Here is a 16,254-nt window from a genome sequence, read left to right as displayed (position 1 = left end):
CATGCCTTACGCCAGCCTCGCTTGCGGCTTGAGCCGCACGTATAGGGTTTTATCGACCCGCGCCACCAGCTCGCCGGCGCCGTCGCGGATATCGACCTGCAAACGTGGCAGGCACTTCTTGCCGGTGGCGGTCTGCTGGCGGATTTCCTCCAGCAGCGCGTCATCGACGTGGAGTTCGGCATACACCGGACCTTTGCCCGGGGCAATGAAATCGATGCTGGCGGCCTTGTCCCAGACGATGTAGTCACCCCCCAGCTGTTCGATCAGCAACAGCATGTAAAACGGGTCGACCATCGAATACAGGCTGCCGCCGAACTGAGTACCGACATAGTTGCGGTTCCAGCGGGTCAGCTTCATCGCCACCTTGACGCTGCGCAGGTCCGGGCTGATGTGCTGCACACGGATCCCGGCGCCCAGGTAAGGGGGGTAGAGGTTCAGCAGCCAGCGCAGCATGCGCGCCCGGCGCGCCAGCTTACGAGGGTTGCTCATGCCTGGCCCCGCGGATCGGGGCGAGTGCCCAGGCCCATGGCCTGGCGGGCGAACCAGCTTTTGGCCGGCGGCAGCAGGTCGAGCCCGAGCAGGCCGAGGTTACGCCCGGCGGCCAGCAACGGCTGGTTGCTGCCGAACAGGCGCGTGACCTGGTCGGAAAAGCCGATGGTCATGGCCTGGTCCAGGCGCTGGCGCTGGTGGTAGGCCTGCAGGGTGGTCAGGTCGCCAGGCTGCTGCGGGCCGGCCAGCAGCGCCTCGGCTAGCGCCTGCACGTCACGCAGCGACAGGTTGAAACCCTGGCCAGCAATCGGGTGCAGGCTGTGCGCGGCGTTGCCCAGCACCACCAGATGCGGTCGCACCTGCTCCTGGGCCTCGATCAGCGACAATGGATAGAGGTGCCGCGCGCCAACCTGGCGCAAGGCGCCCAGTCGATAGCCGAACACGCCCTGCAGCTCGCGCAAAAAACTGCGCTCATCGATGTCGGCAAGGCGCCGCGCGTCCATGCCCTGGCGGGTCCAGACCAGCGCACAGCGGTTATCCGGCAGCGGCAACAGGGCCATGGGGCCTTCTTCGGTGAAGCGCTCGAAGGCCTGACCACCGTGGGCCTGGCCCGGGGTGATATTGGCGATCAGCGCGCTCTGTTGGTAAGGCGTGTGGCGTACATGGATGCCCAGCTGTTCGCGCAGACCGGAGCGGCCACCGTCAGCCAGTACCGCCAGGTCGCATTCCAGCTGGGTGTCGTCGTTCAGTCGCAAGCGGTAGCCGCCTTCGATGGCCTGCATCGCGGTCACTTCCGCCGGGCAGCGCCAACTCACCACCTCGCTGTCCAGCCCTTGCCACAGGCACTGCCCCAACCAGGCGTTTTCCACTACGTAGCCAAGCGCCGGCACGCCCTCTTCCAGGGCATCAAGGCGGGTGGCGCCGAAGCGGCCGCGGTCGGACACGTGAATCTGCCGGATCGGCTCGGCGCGATGGCTGATGGCCTGCCACAGGCCCAGCTGCTGGTAGATCTGCCGGGTACCGAACGACAGCGCCGACGAACGCGCATCGTAGCTGGGCTGAAAGCTGTCACCCGGGGCGAACGGCTCGATCAGCAGAATTTTCCAGCCGCGCGCCTTGGCCCCGGCCTGCAGGGCCAGCGCCAGGCTTGCGCCCACCAGGCCGCCACCGATGATCGCCAGGTTGACCCGATTCATGCCGCATCCTTGCGCGCGGCCTGCATCAGCGCCTCGATCTCGGCGACCGTACGCGGCACGCCCGAAGTCAGGATTTCACAGCCTTGCCTGGTCACAACCACGTCATCCTCGATCCTTACTCCAATGCCGCGCCATTTCTTCGCCACGGCCTGATTGTCGGCGCCTATGTAGATGCCTGGCTCAACGGTCAGCGCCATGCCCGGTTCAAGCACCCGCCATTCGCCGCCCACCTTGTACTCGCCGACATCGTGCACATCCATGCCCAGCCAGTGCCCGGCGCGGTGCATGTAGAAGGCTCGATAGGCCTCACTGTCGATCAGCGCCTGCACCTCGCCAGTCAGCAGGCCCAGTTCCACCAGGCCCTCGGTGATGACCCGCACGGTCGCCTCGTGGGCGTGGTTCCAGTGCTTGCCGGGGGCGATTTCGGCAAACGCCGCGGCCTGGGCCTTGAGCACCAGCTCGTAGATGGCCTTCTGCTCGGGCGAAAAGCGCCCGCTGACCGGGAAGGTACGGGTGATGTCGCTGGCGTAGCAGTCGATTTCGCAGCCGGCATCGATCAGCACCAGGTCGCCATCCTTAAGCGGGGCGTCGTTCTGCTGATAGTGCAGGATGCAGCCATTGCGCCCCGCCGCGACGATAGAACCGTAGGCCGGCATCTTCGCCCCGCCCTTGCGGAACTCGTAGTCCAGCTCGGCTTCCAGGCTGTATTCGTGCAACCCGGCCCGGCAGGCCTGCATGGCCCGCACGTGGGCCCGCGCCGAGATATCGGCGGCAGCGCGCATCACCTTCACTTCCGCCGCCGATTTATACAGGCGCATGTCGTGCAGCAGATGATCCAGCGCAACGAACTCGTTCGGCGGCTGGGCACCCAGGCGGGCCTTGGAGCGGATCACGTTGATCCAGTCCATCAGCCGGCGGTCGAACTCGGGGTTGCTGCCCATGGCGCTGTACACCCGCTCACGGCCTTCGATCAGGCCCGGCAGGATCTCGTCGATGTCGGTGATGGGGAAGGCATCGTCGGCGCCGAAATCGCGTACCGCACCTTCCTGCCCGGCGCGCAGGCCATCCCACAGCTCGCGCTCGGGGTTGCGTTCACGGCAGAACAGCACGTATTCGCCATGCTCGCGCCCCGGGATCAGTGCAATCACCGCCTCCGGCTCGGGGAAGCCGCTGAGGTACTGGAAGTCGCTGTCCTGGCGGTACACGTGCTCGACGTCGCGGTTGCGGATGGCAACCGCGGCAGCGGGCAGGATGGCGATGCTGTTGGGGACCATCTGCGCCATCAGCGCCTTGCGCCGACGGGCATACTCGGCCTTGGGAATGTGGCTCATGGGCAGACTACCCCCGGTTGATCAGTGCAGCGATGGCTTGGGTGCGGGGGCAGCCGGCCTGGCCAGCTCGGAGAACAGCAGCAGGGGTGCCACGCGCAGGTATTCCATGACTTCCATGTAGTCGCTCTCGCCATCCTCGGACTCTTCAAGGGCCTCCTGAACCTGGGAAATGGCCACCAGGTCCTGCAGCACTTCCTTGGCTTCGTCGGACAGGTCCTTGCCACCGGCATTCAGGCCGAAACCGGTAATGAAGCCTTGGCACCACTGGCCCAGCGCGGTGGCGCGGTCGCTCAGGGCGGCATCGTCGGAAGGCAGCAACAGGACGATCGCCATGTCGTCGCTGGAGAGCTCGCCCTTGACCATTTCCTGCAGGCCGACCAGGGCGTTGCGCACGCTGTCACCGGGCTCGGTTTCCAGCAGCTGGGCGGCATCGGCCAGCCAGCCGTCGGCGTCGAAGCCGGCACCGGCGCAGCTGCGCCCGATCAGCAGGCCGTGCAGTTCGGCCGGGGTGACAGGATGGCCATTGCTGGACAGCAGCATGGCGAAGGCGATGTAGGGCGATTGGGTATTGGGCATGGGCAACTAGGCGCCAGACGGCGCAATGACTAGAATGGAGACCTTGTATCCTAGCACCGGCAGGCGCGCCAAGACCATCGGCACTGGCCGTCGCCGCCCAGGGAGAGGCATCATCGCCAGGTGACTGAACGACGGAGCGAATCGAGTGCAACCCACGCAAGAGAACGACCTGCAGGCACTGATGAGCCGATTCGAGCTGCTGATCGAACGTGTCGAGCAACTAAAACGGCAAAATGCACTCCTAGTAGCTCAGGAAAAATCCTGGCGCGAAGAGCGCGCCCACCTCATCGAAAAGAACGAGATCGCCAAGCGCAAGGTCGAGTCGATGATCTTACGCCTCAAGGCTCTGGAGCAAGACTCATGAGTTCAAGCAATAGCGTCACCGTGCAGATCCTCGACAAGGAATATTCGATCATCTGCCCGCCGGAAGAGCGCAACAACCTGGTCAGCGCCGCGCGCTACCTGGACGGCAAGATGCGCGAGATCCGCAGCAGCGGCAAGGTGATCGGCGCCGACCGCATCGCGGTCATGGCCGCGTTGAACATCACCCACGAAATGCTGCACCGCCAGGAAGACCGCAACGATGCCCCGGCAGGCGGCACCACCCGCGAACAGGTGCGCGACCTGCTGGAACGGGTCGATCAGGCACTGTCCGACGACGCGGATACCAAAATCGGCTGAGATTGGTATACTGGCGCCACTCCCTGGGGGATGCGCCAGTCGGTTATGTCCCTGAGCCGATACGCACAACCACGGGGGTTGCACGCTGGGGCCGGTGTGCATGTCCGCCCGACGGAAAGCCTTAACGCCCCCTGCAATCTCCACCTTGAACTTTCGGGTTCAAGGGCTACACCGATAGCGGTCTTGTCGGGGAGCCTGAATTCTCTTGCCCGCCCGTTCCGGCGGGCAATTCGTTATGGCCGACCTTCCATGGTGGCCTGCACCTCCGGGATGTCCGTGCCATGACCGACACTGCACCGCTCACCCGCCCCCAGCTTCGTCGCCTGCTCCGCAATGCCCGCCGCGCTCTCACCCCGGCCCAGCAACGCCAGGCCGCTCTTGGCCTGTACCGCCAGCTGGCACAGCACCCGCTGTTCCGCCGCGCCCGGCACATTGCCCTGTACCTGCCCAACGACGGTGAAATCGACCCTTACCTGCTACTGCGCGAAGCCCAGCGCCGCGGCAAGCACACCTACCTGCCGGTGCTGCACGCCTGGCCGCGGACGCGCATGGTGTTCCAGCGCTTCGAGCAGGGCGAGAAGCTCAAGCCTAACCGCTTTCGCATTCCAGAGCCGGTCACCGAGCGCAAGCGCCAGCGCCCGATCTGGTCGCTGGACCTGATCCTGCTACCGTTGGTCGGTTTCGACGAAGTGGGCGGGCGCCTGGGGATGGGGGGTGGTTTCTATGATCGCAGCCTGGCCTACCAGGCACGTCGGCAAACCTGGAAAAAGCCGTTGTTGCTGGGCCTGGCGCATGAATGCCAGAAGGTCGAACGGCTGGCGCAGGCCAGCTGGGATGTACCGTTGCAGGGGACGGTCTCGGACCGTGGCTGGTACCTGGCCCCGCGTTGAGCGGCGCCAGCGAGGGGCATCAACGTTGCGGCTGGCTGGCGTCGACCGGCATCTGATAGGCGTTGTCCAGCTTGCGCTCCCAGAACCCTTGCGCATAACCGGTAGTGACCACACCCAGGCCGAAAATGAACACCAGGACCCACAGCAGATCCGGCTTGTTACGTTGATTCATCGAAGATTGCCCCCCCGGCAAACTGTTCAGGCTCGGCGAATTTTCTGGGAATCGCCGGAGCATCGCGCTTTAAACGGGGCGCATTTTCCGACAACCTGCGTCTGCAAGCAAACCTTGACGTCAACCGGCTGTCGGTTTCGTGCAACAGGTTATTTCAAACCTTTTCAGGAGCAGCACCCATGGCCTACTGGCTGATGAAATCCGAGCCCGACGAGCTCTCCATCGAAGCCCTTGGCCGCCTTGGCGAAGCGCGCTGGGACGGCGTGCGCAACTACCAGGCGCGCAATTTCCTGCGGGCCATGAGCGTTGGTGACGAGTTCTTCTTCTACCACTCCAGCTGCCCCCAGCCGGGCATTGCCGGCATCGCCAGGATCACCCGCGCAGCCTACCCGGACCCGACCGCGCTGGACCCGCAAAGCCACTACTACGATGCCAAGGCCACGCCTGACAAGAACCCGTGGAGCGCGGTGGATGTGGCCCATGTACAAACCCTGCCACGGGTGCTGGAGCTGGGCTGGCTGAAACAGCAGGCCGGCCTGGCCGAACTGCCGCTGGTGCAAAAGGGCAGCCGCCTGTCGGTGATGCCGGTGACGCCAGAGCAATGGGCGGTGATTGTCGCTTTGCGTTGAAACTGCGGCTAAGGTCATAAACCAAAGGGGCCGCTCTGCGGCCCATCGCCGGCAAGCCAGCTCCCACCCCGACCGCATAGACCTCAAGCCATGCGCTGCCCCTGTGGGAGCTGGCTTGCCGGCGATGGGCTGCGAAGCAGACCCAGTCATGGATTTGACTGATATCAACACGCCGCGCGTGGCCACAGGCCATGATGCAGTGTGCATGACCGCAAGGATGCAGAACGATGAACCGATACGCCCCCAGAATCTTCGCCACCGCGCTGATCGCCCTGCTCGCAGCAGCCGGTGGGCTGGGATACTGGAAGTCGCTCCACGACCAGTTGCCCGAAGGCCTGAGCATGGGCAACGGCCGCCTCGAAGCCACCGAAGTGCAGATCGCCAGCAAGATCCCCGGGCGCCTGGCCGAAGTGCTGGTCGACGAAGGTGACAAGGTCACTCGCGGCCAGCTGTTGGCGCGCATCGACACCCGCACCCTGGAAGCCCAACGCAGCCAGGCCGAAGCCGAAGTGCTGCGCGCCCGGGAAAACTACGCCGCCGCCCAGGCCAGCGTGCAGCTGCGCCAGAGCGAACTGCTGCTGGCCAGCCAGGAGCTCAAGCGTGTGCGCGAGATATTCCAGCGCAAGTACGCCAGCCAGCAATTGCTCGACCAGCAGCAGGCGCGCTTCGACACGGCCAACGCCGCCGTGGTCGCCGCCCGCGCGCAACTGGCGGCGATCAAGGCCGCCATTGGCGCCGCCGAGGCCCAGGTGGCGCAGCTCACCAGCGAAATCGACGACAGCAGCCTGCGCGCACCGATCGACGGCATCATCCAGCTGCGCCTGGCCGAACCCGGTGAAGTGCTGGGTGCCGGCGGCCGCGTACTGATGCTGATCGACCCCAGCGACCAGTACATGAACCTCTACCTGCCGGCCTCCACCAGCGGCCGGCTGACCGTCGGCGACCAGGCGCGTATCGTGCTCGACGCCCTGCCCGAGCAGGCGCTGCCGGCGAAAGTGACCTTTGTCGCGGCCAAGGCCCAGTTCACCCCCAAGCAGGTGGAAACCCGCGACGAGCGGCAGAAGCTGGTGTTCCGCGTCAAGCTGCGCCTGAGCGACCCGGGCGCCGTGCCACAAGCCAAGCCAGGCATGCCAGGCGCCGGCTATGTACGCACGGCTGAAGTGGACTGGCCGGCCAACCTGCAATGAACGCCCCGGCCTTGCTGGCCGAGGGCATCAGCCATCGCTATGGCGACCTGGTGGCCCTGCATCCCCTTGGCTTCAGCCTGCCTGCGGGCACCCGCTGCGCGCTGATCGGCCCTGACGGGGCTGGCAAATCGACCCTGCTGGGGCTGATCGCCGGCGTCAAGCGCCTGCAACAGGGCGAACTGCAGGTGCTGGGCGGCTCGATCCGCCAGCGGCGCCATCGTGCGGCGCTGTACCCGAAAGTGGCGTTCATGCCGCAGGGGCTGGGTAACAACCTGTATCCGGAACTGTCGATCCGCGAAAACATCCGTTTTTTCGCCACCCTGTTCGGCCTCGGCCGCCGCGAATGCGAACAGCGCATGGCAAACCTGCTGCAGGCCACCGACCTGCAGCGCTTCGCCGAGCGCCCGGCGGGCAAGCTGTCGGGCGGCATGAAGCAGAAGCTGGGCCTGTGCTGCGCGCTGATCCACGAACCGGACCTGTTGATCCTCGACGAACCGACGACGGGTGTCGACCCGCTGTCACGGCGGCGCTTCTGGGAGCTGGTCGAACAGGTGCGCGCGCAACGCCCGCAACTGACCCTGCTGGTGGCCACCGCCTACATGGAGGAAGCCGAACAGTTCGAGCATTGCCTGATGCTCGACGGCGGCCGCCTGCTTGCCGCAGGCCCCAGCCATGAACTGGCCGCAGTCACCCCCGGCGGCAAGCTGGACGACGCCTTCATCCACTATCAGGGCGCGGGCAAGGCCCAGCATCAACCGCTGACCATTCCGCCGCGCCCTGCCACGGACGGCCCGGTCGCCATCGAGGCGCACGACCTGACCCTGCGCTTTGGCGATTTCACTGCCGTGAACAAGGTCAGTTTCGCGATTGACCGCGGGGAGATCTTCGGCTTCCTCGGCTCCAACGGCTGCGGCAAGACCACCACCATGAAAGTGCTCACCGGCCTGATGCCGGCCAGCGAGGGCAGTGCCAGCCTGCTCGGCCGCCCGGTGGATGCCAGCGACCTGGCCACGCGCAAGCGGGTCGGTTTCATGTCGCAGAGTTTTTCGCTGTATGGCGAGCTCAACACACGGCAGAACCTGGCCCTGCATGCCCGCCTGTTCGACCTGCCCAAGGCAGAGAGCGCCAAGCGTATCGACGAGCTTATCGAGCGCTTCGACCTGAGCGCCATCGCCGACCAGCCGTCCGGCGCCCTGCCCCTCGGCCTGCGCCAACGCCTGTCGCTGGCGGTAGCGGTGCTGCACCGTCCGGAAGTGCTGATCCTCGACGAACCCACCTCCGGTGTCGACCCGGCTGCCCGCGACGACTTCTGGCGCCTGCTGGTAGAGCTGTCACGCGAGCAGGGCGTGACCATTTTCCTTTCCACCCACTTCATGAACGAAGCCCAGCGCTGCGACCGCATCTCGTTGATGCATGCCGGCCGGGTACTGGCCTGCGACACACCGGATGCCCTGCAACGCCAGTTCCAGGGCAACACCCTGGAAGACGCGTTCGTTCGCTGCCTGGAACAAGCCCAGGAACTGGCGCCACCCGCCACCGACAACGCCGTGCTGGAGCAGGCCGCCACGCCGGTGCCGGCGCTGCGCCAGGGCTTCAGCCTGCGTCGCCTGCTGGCGGTGGCCAGCCGTGAGGGCAAGGAGCTGCTGCGCGACAAGGTGCGCCTGGCCTTCGCCCTGCTGGGGGCGATGTTCATGATGGTGATCTTCGGCTATGGCATTTCCCTGGATGTGGAAAACCTCGCCTTCGCCGTGCACGACCAGGACCAGAGCCCGCAAAGCCGGGCCTACCTCGAAGCTTTCCGTAGTTCACGCTATTTCGCCGAACAGGCGCCCATCCGCGATACCCGCGAAATGCACCAGCGCCTGCAGCGCTCGGAAATCAAACTGGCGCTGGAAATTCCGCCCGGGTTTGGCCGCGACCTGTACGCCGGGCGCCAACCGGTAGTGGCCGCCTGGCTCGACGGCGGCATGCCATTCCGCGCGGAAACCAGCCGCAATTACGTGGAAGCCGTGCACCAGGCCAACCTTGAGCATCTGGCCAAGGCCAGCCCACAGCCGCAGCCGCGTCAGGACCTGGTGCGCCTGGAAACCCGTTTTCGCTACAACCAGGATGTGGTCAGCGTGAACGCCATCGGCCCGGGGGTGATGGCGCTGATCCTGGCGTTCATCCCGGCGATGCTCACCGCGCTGGGTATCGTCCGCGAGAAAGAGCTCGGCTCCATCACCAACTTCTACGCCACCCCCCTCACCCGCCTGGAGTTCCTGCTCGGCAAGCAGATGCCCTACCTGGCCGTGAGCCTGGTCAACCTGGCGCTGCTGGTGGCGATGAACCGCTGGCTGTTCGCCGTACCGCTCAAGGGCAGCGTGCTGGCCCTGGCCTGCGGCGGCGTTGCCTACCTGCTGGCGACCACCAGCCTGGGCCTGCTGATTTCGGCCTTCACCCGCACGCAGATCGCCGCCATCCTCGGCACCATGATCATCACCAGCCTGCCGACCATCCAGTTTTCCGGGCTGATCGTGCCACGCTCGTCGCTGGACGGCGCGGCAGCGGTGATGGGCCAGCTGTTCCCGGCGGGCTATTTCCTCGACATCGCGGTCGGCACCTTCACCAAGGCACTGGGCCTGCGCGAACTGTGGCCGCAGTGCCTGATCCTGCTGGGCTTCTTCACCGTATTCACCGGCCTCAGCCTGGCCATGCTGAAGAAGCAGGAGGCCTGACATGTCGCACTTCAGCCACACCCTGCGCCTGGGCCTCAAGGAACTGACCAGCCTGCGCCATGACAGCGTGTTGCTGCTGTTCCTGCTGTACGCCTTCAGCGTGGCCATCTACATGCCGGCAGCCGGTTCGGTGATCGGCGTGCACAATGCCAGCGTCGCAGTGGTCGACGAAGACCACAGCCTGCTGTCCCGCAAGCTCAGCGAAGCCTTGCAACCGCCCGAGTTCCAGCCCGCCGTGCCGCTGGCCCCGGAGCGCCTGGACCAGGCCATGGACAGCGGCCAGTACACCTTCGTCATCAATGTGCCGGTGAACTTCCAGAGCGACCTGCTGGCAGGGCGCTCGCCGGAGCTGCAGATCAACGTCGATGCCACCGCCATGAGCCAGGCGTTCATGGGCGCCGGCTATATCGGCCGCATCTTCGAACGCGAGCTGCTCGACTACGGCCAGCGGGCGGACGCCCAGAGCCCGATCGCGATCAATGCCAAGGCCCTGTTCAACCCCAATCTGGAGGGTGGCTGGTTCCTGGCGGTGATCCAGATCGTCAACAACATCACCATCCTGGCGATCATCCTCACCGGCACCGCGCTGCTGCGCGAGCGCGAACATGGCACCCTCGACCACCTGCTGGTGCTACCGCTGACCGCCCTGGAAATCATGCTGGCGAAAATCGCCAGCAATGCGCTGGTGGTGGTGATCTGCACCTGGATTTCGCTGGTGGTGGTGGTCAAGGGCGCGCTGGGCGTGCCGTTGGCCGGCTCGATGGGGCTGTTCCTGGCTGTCACCGCGCTGTACCTGTTTGCCAGTACCGCACTGGGCATCTTCCTCGCCACCTTGGCGCGCTCGACGCCGCAGTTCGGCCTGCTGGCGATACCGGTGATCATCCCGATGCTGTTGCTGTCCGGCGGCAGCACGCCGCTGGACAGCATGCCGCAGTGGCTGCAGTGGGTGATGCAGGGGTCGCCGTCGACGCACTTTGTCAGCCTTGGTGCCGCAATCCTGTTCCGTGATGCCGGGTGGACGGTGGTGTGGCCGGACATCCTGGTGCTGGCCGTGATCGGCCTGGTGTTCTTCGGCGTGGCGCTGGCACGGTTTCGCCGAAGCCTGGCGTCCTGAGCAAAACTCAAGACCACCTGCCCGGTTCAAATTTAAGAGTCTGCGCGATCCCTGTGGGAGCGGGCACGCCCGCGAACACCGGCGAAGCCGGTGCCATTCACCGCGGCGCCTGCTTCGCGGGCTCGCCCGCTCCCACAGGTCCCTGCCAGGCCATTGAAAGTAGTTTCAACCCGAAGTGCGTCAACTCGAACCAGTGGGTCACTGCACAATCAGGTTGTTGAACAGCAAGTCTTCAACGATCGGCTTGCCCTCTTCGGCTTCCATCACCTGCTGCACCTGTTTCAGCGCTTCCTGGCGAAGATGTTCCTTGGCCTCGACATTGCTCATGCTGTCCACCGACTGCTGGGTGAACAGCGCCACCAGCTGGTTGCGGATCAGCGGCTCGTGGTGCTTCACCGCCTTCGCGGCTTCGTCGCCGGTTACGCGCAGGGCCACGTCGGCCTTGTACACGCGCAGCCGCGGGCTGCCGTCGAGGGCGTAGTTGCCGACAAAGGGCGGGCTCAAGCTGATGTAGGCGACTTTAGGCGCCCCTTCCTTGGCTTCCTCGGCCATGGCCGCAGCCGGCAGCAGTAGCGCCAGCACCATCAAGATCCACGCTTTCACGAATTCGCTCCTCAATACAGTTGGCGCCAGCTTACCCAGCATGCCGCTCAAACCCAAGCACAGGCTTGTGCCGCCACTTATGCCTGCACATCAGGGCGGGCCATGCTCGTTGACCGGACCGGCGCCCCTCCTACACTTATCGGCCACTACCCGCAAAGGAATAGCCCCGATGAAAGCTGTGTTGTGCAAAACCCTGGGCCCGGCGCGCGACCTGGTGCTGGAAGAGGTGGCCAGCCCGGTGCCAAAGAAAAACGAAATCCTGCTGGATGTGCAGGCCGCCGGGGTCAACTTCCCCGACACCCTGATCATCGAAGGCAAGTACCAGTTCCAGCCACCGTTGCCATTCTCCCCCGGCGGCGAGGCGGCCGGCGTGGTGGCCGCAGTCGGTGAAAAGGCCGGCACGTTCAAGGTCGGCGACCGGGTCATGGCGCTGACCGGCTGGGGTGCGTTCGCCGAGCAGGTGGCGGTGCCGTTCTACAATGTGCTGCCGATCCCCGCGAGCATGGACTTCACCACCGCAGCGGCGTTCGGCATGACCTACGGCACCTCCATGCACGCCCTGCGCCAGCGCGGCCAGTTGCAGGCGGGCGAAACCCTGCTGGTGCTGGGCGCGTCCGGCGGAGTGGGCCTGGCGGCGGTGGAGATCGGCAAGGCCATGGGCGCGCGGGTGATCGCGGCCGCCAGCAGTGCGGAAAAACTGGCCGTGGCCAAGGCAGCCGGGGCGGATGAACTGATCGACTACAGCCAGGCCAGCCTGCGTGACGAGATCAAGCGCCTGACCGGCGGCCAGGGGGTGGATGTGATCTACGACCCGGTGGGCGGCGAGCTGTTCGAGCAGGCAGTGCGCGGGCTGGCCTGGAATGGCCGGTTGCTGGTGGTGGGCTTTGCCAGCGGAACCATCCCGCAGCTGGCGGCCAACCTGGTGTTGCTCAAGGGCGCGGCGGTGCTCGGGGTGTTCTGGGGGGCATTTGCCCAGCGCCAGCCGGAGGACAATGCGGCCAACTTCCGGCAGCTGTTTGCCTGGCATGCCGAAGGCAAGTTGAAGCCGCTGGTGTCACAGACTTATCCACTGGCTGAGGCGGGGGCAGCCATTGAGAGGCTGGGGCAGCGACAGGCTGTGGGCAAGTTGGTGGTGCTGGCCAGGTAAGGCTTCAGGGGTTTATCGGCTGTTCCGGCCTCTTCGCGGGCACGCCCGCTCCCACAGGAATACCATGCCGCTCGAGGCTGTGGGAGCGGGCGTGCCCGCGAAGAGGCCGGTGCAGGCAAATCAAACTTCGCGCAGGTTATGGCAACGCCTGAACCGCGCCTCCAGATTACGATCGGGCATCTGGTGGCTGCGCAGGGCATTCAAGGTCTGTTCGACATAATCACGCGTGGTGCCATAACGCCCCTTGGCACTGGCCAGGATCTGGCTGAGCAGGGTGTCCGGCAAGTTCCCGGCGTAGCACGGCAAATGCCGCTCAAGCACAAAGCCCAAGGCCTGCACCTTGCTGCCATCACCCAGCCGGCAACTGAGCCAGTGCGGCCGGTACGCCGGGTATGGCATCTCGCGCTGCCACAGGGCCATCAGCGAATCGTCCAGGGTGCTTTCATCCAGCCGGTAGGCAAAACCACTGCAGGAGCCACCACGGTCCAGGCCAAATACCAGGCCGGGGGTTTCCGGGGTGCCGCGGTGTTCGTGCGACCACAGGTACAAGCCACGGTGGTAACCATGTACACGCGCCCGTTGGCGTTCCACCGAGTTGCACTCCGGCCGCCAGATCAACGAACCATACGCGAACAACCAAACCGGCCCACCCCGATGGCGAGACATGGTTGTCTTCATGGAATTGAACAACTGTTCGCGAGTATGTTGCTGACCGAAGTCGAGTGTCGGTGGATATGAAACTTCCCAGGACATGCTTTCAAGTGCCGACATAAGCTGCCGCCATTATCCCTGTGAACTACGGATGTAGCGAAATTCGATTACGATGTGGCCCCAAGCCTCTGTACCAAGGGCGCTTGCAGTAACCATAGGACAGAAGCACAGGAATACTCAAGCCCTCGGGCCAGAGTTTCATCCGTGCTCCCGACGACTGGGAAGTACTGTTTCGGCAACTGTGAAAGTTATTGGCCAAGGCGGTAACAATTACCGCCTTATATCCCTGCTTTCCAACTTCGGTTATTAGCCGCGTGGCGCGTAGGCAAACACATCGGCGCGCATGCGATGTGCATCCATGCCGGCTTCGACCAAGGCGTCGAGAGTGGCATAGATCATGTTGGGCGAACCGCTGGCATATACATGCACGCTGTTGAGGTCGGCAATGTCCTCGCAGACCGCCTCATGCAGCATGCCGCAACGGCCTTCCCAACCGCACAGGTCGCTGACCACCTGGTGCAGGAACAGGTTGGGCAGGCGCTGCCATTCGTCCCAGTGCTCAATCTGGTAGAAGTCCTCGGGCCGGCGCACGCCCCAGTACAGGTGTACCGGATGCTTGAAGCCCTGGGCCCGGCAATGCTCGACCAGGCTGTGCATCTGGCCCATACCCGTGCCGGCAGCGATCAGCACCAGCGGCCCGTCGGGCAACTCGGCCAGGTGGGTGTCACCGAACGGCATTTCGATGCGGGCCAGGCCGTCGCGCTTGAGCTGCTGGACAAGCTGCAGCGCACTGGGCTCGCGCGCCAGCACATGCAGCTCCAGCTCGCGCCCGGCATGGGGCGCGGATGCCAGCGAGAATGCCGCCTGCTTGCCGCCCTCGCGCTCGATCATCAGGTACTGCCCGGCGTGGTAACGCGGCGGCTTGCCGGCCGGTGCGCGCAAGCGCACGCGCCAGACGTCGCCACCGACCTCGACGCACTCACTGACACTGCACGCCAGTTTGCGCACCGGCAGCTCGCCCAGGGCGAGCACACCATCCCAGAGCAACACGCAGTCCTCCAGCGGTTCGGCAATGCAGGTGAATAGCTCGCCATGGTCGCGGACTTCGCCGTCCTGGCGTACCCGGCCTTCGACCAACAACGCGGCGCAGACATGGCAATTGCCATTGCGGCAGCTGTTCGGGCAGTCATAGCCCAGCCGCCGCGCTCCATCCAGGATCCGTTCCCCGGGTTCGAGCGCCAGCACCGCCCCGGACGGCTGCAACGTTACCTGCATCAATCTATTCCCAACTGATCCCACAGCTCATCGATACGGCGGGTGACGGCTTCGTCCTTGACGATGACCCGTCCCCATTCCCGTGTAGTCTCGCCCGGCCACTTGTTCGTGGCGTCCAGGCCCATCTTCGACCCCAGCCCGGATACCGGCGACGCGAAGTCCAGGTAGTCGATCGGGGTGTTGTCGATCATCACCGTATCACGCTTGGGATCCATGCGCGTGGTGATGGCCCAGATCACATCGTTCCAGTCACGGGCATTGATATCGTCATCGGTGACAATAACGAACTTGGTGTACATGAACTGTCGCAGGAACGACCACACACCCAGCATCACGCGCTTGGCGTGGCCCGGGTACTGCTTTTTCATGGTCACCACCGCCATGCGGTACGAGCAACCTTCTGGCGGCAGGTAGAAATCGACGATTTCCGGGAACTGCTTCTGCAGGATCGGTACGAACACTTCGTTCAGCGCCACGCCGAGGATCGCGGGCTCGTCTGGCGGTCGGCCGGTGTAGGTGCTGTGGTAGATCGGTTTTTGCCGGTGGGTGATGCGCTCGACGGTGAACACCGGGAAGCTGTCCACTTCGTTGTAGTAACCGGTATGGTCGCCGTATGGGCCTTCGGGGGCCATTTCGCCCGGGTGGATCACACCTTCCAGAATGATTTCGGCGGTGGCCGGTACCTGCAGGTTGCTGCCCCGGCACTTGACCAGTTCGGTGCGGTTGCCGCGCAGCAGGCCGGCGAAGGCGTACTCGGAGAGGGTATCCGGCACCGGGGTCACGGCGCCGAGGATGGTGGCAGGGTCAGCGCCCAGGGCCACGGCGACCGGGAACGGCTGGCCAGGGTTCTTCTCGCACCACTCGCGGTAGTCCAGGGCGCCACCACGGTGGCTGAGCCAGCGCATGATGACCTTGTTGCGGCCGATCACCTGCTGGCGGTAGATACCCAGGTTCTGGCGGTCCTTGTTCGGGCCGCGGGTAACGGTGAGCCCCCAGGTGATCAGCGGCGCCACGTCGCCCGGCCAGCAGTGCTGGATCGGCAGGGCGCCGAGGTCGACATCGTCACCCTCGACCACCACTTCCTGGCACACCGCGTCCTTGACCACTTTCGGCGCCATAGACACGACTTTCTTGAAGATCGGCAGCTTGGACCAGGCATCCTTCAAGCCCTTCGGCGGCTCGGGCTCCTTGAGGAAGGCCAGCAGCTTGCCGATTTCCCGCAGTTCATCGACCGACTCGGCGCCCATGCCCATGGCCACGCGCTCCGGGGTGCCGAACAGGTTGCCCAGCACCGGGATGTCGAAGCCGGTGGGGTTTTCGAACAGCAATGCCGGGCCCTTGGCACGCAGGGTGCGGTCGCAGACCTCGGTCATTTCCAGGACGGGGGAGATCGGAACCTGGATGCGCTTGAGCTCGCCGCGCTGTTCCAGGCCACGGATGAAGTCGCGCAAGTCGCGATACTGCATGCAGAAGCCTCGTGTTGGCCGTATCGGTCGGGGGTGCAGAGTGTAGCGCCGTTCGGGCTTTGTTTGGGGC

Annotated in this window: 17 protein-coding genes and 1 other RNA gene; 9 read left to right on the top strand and 9 right to left on the bottom strand. The window is 65.0% G+C overall.

All coding sequences use genetic code 11. The annotated features are described in order from the left end of the window. Positions 1-6 precede the first annotated feature (6 nt). From CAF70_RS01470 to CAF70_RS01455, 4 genes are read right to left on the bottom strand one after another with little or no spacing between them, the layout of a single operon-like run. Positions 7-489: a DUF4442 domain-containing protein gene (locus CAF70_RS01470; protein WP_085621584.1), complete on the bottom strand. Its 483-nt coding sequence runs from the start codon at positions 487-489 to the stop codon at positions 7-9. Continuing rightward, positions 486-1,685 (bottom strand): 2-octaprenyl-6-methoxyphenyl hydroxylase, encoded by a 1,200-nt coding sequence (gene ubiH / locus CAF70_RS01465; RefSeq protein ID WP_085621583.1) that lies wholly within the window; start codon positions 1,683-1,685, stop codon positions 486-488. Before ubiH ends, CAF70_RS01470 begins: the two co-directional genes overlap by 4 nt. Next, positions 1,682-3,016, bottom strand: a complete 1,335-nt coding sequence (pepP, locus tag CAF70_RS01460; RefSeq protein ID WP_025341052.1) for a Xaa-Pro aminopeptidase — start codon at positions 3,014-3,016, stop codon at positions 1,682-1,684. Before pepP ends, ubiH begins: the two co-directional genes overlap by 4 nt. 21 nt (positions 3,017-3,037) lie before the next feature. Beyond that, the gene (locus CAF70_RS01455) at positions 3,038-3,592 is read right to left on the bottom strand and encodes a YecA family protein (RefSeq protein ID WP_085621582.1); all 555 of its coding nucleotides are present in this window, start codon (positions 3,590-3,592) and stop codon (positions 3,038-3,040) included. A gap of 181 nt (positions 3,593-3,773) precedes the next feature. On the opposite strand from CAF70_RS01455, the gene CAF70_RS01450 reads away from it, so the two are divergent. The 4 genes from CAF70_RS01450 (at position 3,774) to CAF70_RS01435 (ending at position 5,163) form a co-directional block, all read left to right on the top strand. Then, a complete protein-coding gene (locus tag CAF70_RS01450; protein WP_029886233.1) occupies positions 3,774-3,956 on the top strand; it encodes a TIGR02449 family protein in 183 nt (60 codons plus the stop codon). Beyond that, complete coding sequence (locus tag CAF70_RS01445; protein WP_003259368.1) at positions 3,953-4,273, top strand: cell division protein ZapA; 321 nt, start codon at positions 3,953-3,955, stop codon at positions 4,271-4,273. The genes CAF70_RS01450 and CAF70_RS01445 overlap by 4 nt, the downstream gene beginning before the upstream one ends. A 17-nt stretch (positions 4,274-4,290) precedes the next feature. Then, positions 4,291-4,470: non-coding RNA, 6S RNA (gene ssrS, locus CAF70_RS01440), on the top strand. A gap of 84 nt (positions 4,471-4,554) precedes the next feature. Beyond that, positions 4,555-5,163, top strand: coding sequence for a 5-formyltetrahydrofolate cyclo-ligase (locus CAF70_RS01435; protein WP_085621581.1), 609 nt, complete (start codon positions 4,555-4,557; stop codon positions 5,161-5,163). Positions 5,164-5,182: 19 nt separating this feature from the next. Here CAF70_RS01435 and CAF70_RS27615 read toward each other — a convergent pair whose 3' ends face one another. Continuing rightward, entirely contained in the window at positions 5,183-5,335 is a 153-nt protein-coding gene (locus tag CAF70_RS27615) for a hypothetical protein (RefSeq protein ID WP_170033651.1), read from the bottom strand. 179 nt (positions 5,336-5,514) lie between these two features. On the opposite strand from CAF70_RS27615, the gene CAF70_RS01430 reads away from it, so the two are divergent. The 4 genes from CAF70_RS01430 (at position 5,515) to CAF70_RS01415 (ending at position 10,982) form a co-directional block, all read left to right on the top strand. After that, complete coding sequence (locus CAF70_RS01430; protein WP_085621580.1) at positions 5,515-5,964, top strand: EVE domain-containing protein; 450 nt, start codon at positions 5,515-5,517, stop codon at positions 5,962-5,964. A gap of 227 nt (positions 5,965-6,191) precedes the next feature. Beyond that, complete coding sequence (locus tag CAF70_RS01425) at positions 6,192-7,151, top strand: HlyD family secretion protein (protein ID WP_085621579.1); 960 nt, start codon at positions 6,192-6,194, stop codon at positions 7,149-7,151. Then, the gene (rbbA, locus tag CAF70_RS01420; protein ID WP_085621578.1) at positions 7,148-9,868 is read left to right on the top strand and encodes a ribosome-associated ATPase/putative transporter RbbA; all 2,721 of its coding nucleotides are present in this window, start codon (positions 7,148-7,150) and stop codon (positions 9,866-9,868) included. The genes CAF70_RS01425 and rbbA overlap by 4 nt, the downstream gene beginning before the upstream one ends. 1 nt (position 9,869) lies before the next feature. Next, positions 9,870-10,982 (top strand): ABC transporter permease, encoded by a 1,113-nt coding sequence (locus tag CAF70_RS01415; RefSeq protein ID WP_085621577.1) that lies wholly within the window; start codon positions 9,870-9,872, stop codon positions 10,980-10,982. Between the two features lie 198 nt (positions 10,983-11,180). Here the strand turns inward: CAF70_RS01415 and CAF70_RS01405 are convergent, their stop codons facing one another. Continuing rightward, positions 11,181-11,585 carry a flagellar basal body-associated protein FliL gene (locus CAF70_RS01405; RefSeq protein WP_025341058.1) on the bottom strand — a complete coding sequence of 135 codons (405 nt, stop codon included), beginning with the start codon at positions 11,583-11,585 and terminating at the stop codon, positions 11,181-11,183. Between the two features lie 169 nt (positions 11,586-11,754). Here CAF70_RS01405 and CAF70_RS01400 point away from each other — a divergent pair, with 169 nt between their 5' ends. Then, complete coding sequence (locus CAF70_RS01400; RefSeq protein WP_085621576.1) at positions 11,755-12,732, top strand: NADPH:quinone oxidoreductase family protein; 978 nt, start codon at positions 11,755-11,757, stop codon at positions 12,730-12,732. 120 nt (positions 12,733-12,852) lie between these two features. Here the strand turns inward: CAF70_RS01400 and CAF70_RS01395 are convergent, their stop codons facing one another. The 3 genes from CAF70_RS01395 to ubiD all read right to left on the bottom strand — a co-directional run bounded on the left by CAF70_RS01395 (position 12,853) and on the right by ubiD (position 16,184). Continuing rightward, complete coding sequence (locus CAF70_RS01395; protein WP_085621575.1) at positions 12,853-13,503, bottom strand: gamma-glutamylcyclotransferase; 651 nt, start codon at positions 13,501-13,503, stop codon at positions 12,853-12,855. A 246-nt stretch (positions 13,504-13,749) separates the two neighbouring features. Beyond that, positions 13,750-14,718 carry a CDP-6-deoxy-delta-3,4-glucoseen reductase gene (locus CAF70_RS01390; protein WP_085621574.1) on the bottom strand — a complete coding sequence of 323 codons (969 nt, stop codon included), beginning with the start codon at positions 14,716-14,718 and terminating at the stop codon, positions 13,750-13,752. Beyond that, on the bottom strand, positions 14,718-16,184 hold the full coding sequence (gene ubiD, locus CAF70_RS01385) for a 4-hydroxy-3-polyprenylbenzoate decarboxylase (protein ID WP_085621573.1): 1,467 nt from the start codon (positions 16,182-16,184) through the stop codon (positions 14,718-14,720). The genes CAF70_RS01390 and ubiD overlap by 1 nt, the downstream gene beginning before the upstream one ends. Positions 16,185-16,254 lie beyond the last annotated feature (70 nt).

The organism is Pseudomonas sp. B19(2017) (assembly GCF_002113165.1).
Taxonomy (GTDB): Bacteria; Pseudomonadota; Gammaproteobacteria; order Pseudomonadales; family Pseudomonadaceae; genus Aquipseudomonas.
This window is presented reverse-complemented; position numbering and strand designations above follow the sequence as displayed.

What these genes read in the sequence shown, in the direction of transcription:
- pepP (WP_025341052.1), bottom strand. Translation starts at nt 3,016, where the DNA reads ATGAGCCACATTCCCAAGGCCGAGTATGCCCGTCGGCGCAAGGCGCTG.
- CAF70_RS01395 (WP_085621575.1), bottom strand. Translation starts at nt 13,503, where the DNA reads ATGTCGGCACTTGAAAGCATGTCCTGGGAAGTTTCATATCCACCGACA.
- ubiH (WP_085621583.1), bottom strand. Translation starts at nt 1,685, where the DNA reads ATGAATCGGGTCAACCTGGCGATCATCGGTGGCGGCCTGGTGGGCGCA.
- CAF70_RS01445 (WP_003259368.1), top strand. Translation starts at nt 3,953, where the DNA reads ATGAGTTCAAGCAATAGCGTCACCGTGCAGATCCTCGACAAGGAATAT.
- CAF70_RS27615 (WP_170033651.1), bottom strand. Translation starts at nt 5,335, where the DNA reads ATGAATCAACGTAACAAGCCGGATCTGCTGTGGGTCCTGGTGTTCATT.
- CAF70_RS01390 (WP_085621574.1), bottom strand. Translation starts at nt 14,718, where the DNA reads ATGCAGGTAACGTTGCAGCCGTCCGGGGCGGTGCTGGCGCTCGAACCC.
- CAF70_RS01455 (WP_085621582.1), bottom strand. Translation starts at nt 3,592, where the DNA reads ATGCCCAATACCCAATCGCCCTACATCGCCTTCGCCATGCTGCTGTCC.
- CAF70_RS01400 (WP_085621576.1), top strand. Translation starts at nt 11,755, where the DNA reads ATGAAAGCTGTGTTGTGCAAAACCCTGGGCCCGGCGCGCGACCTGGTG.
- CAF70_RS01435 (WP_085621581.1), top strand. Translation starts at nt 4,555, where the DNA reads ATGACCGACACTGCACCGCTCACCCGCCCCCAGCTTCGTCGCCTGCTC.
- CAF70_RS01430 (WP_085621580.1), top strand. Translation starts at nt 5,515, where the DNA reads ATGGCCTACTGGCTGATGAAATCCGAGCCCGACGAGCTCTCCATCGAA.
- CAF70_RS01415 (WP_085621577.1), top strand. Translation starts at nt 9,870, where the DNA reads ATGTCGCACTTCAGCCACACCCTGCGCCTGGGCCTCAAGGAACTGACC.
- CAF70_RS01470 (WP_085621584.1), bottom strand. Translation starts at nt 489, where the DNA reads ATGAGCAACCCTCGTAAGCTGGCGCGCCGGGCGCGCATGCTGCGCTGG.
- CAF70_RS01450 (WP_029886233.1), top strand. Translation starts at nt 3,774, where the DNA reads ATGAGCCGATTCGAGCTGCTGATCGAACGTGTCGAGCAACTAAAACGG.
- rbbA (WP_085621578.1), top strand. Translation starts at nt 7,148, where the DNA reads ATGAACGCCCCGGCCTTGCTGGCCGAGGGCATCAGCCATCGCTATGGC.
- ubiD (WP_085621573.1), bottom strand. Translation starts at nt 16,184, where the DNA reads ATGCAGTATCGCGACTTGCGCGACTTCATCCGTGGCCTGGAACAGCGC.
- CAF70_RS01425 (WP_085621579.1), top strand. Translation starts at nt 6,192, where the DNA reads ATGAACCGATACGCCCCCAGAATCTTCGCCACCGCGCTGATCGCCCTG.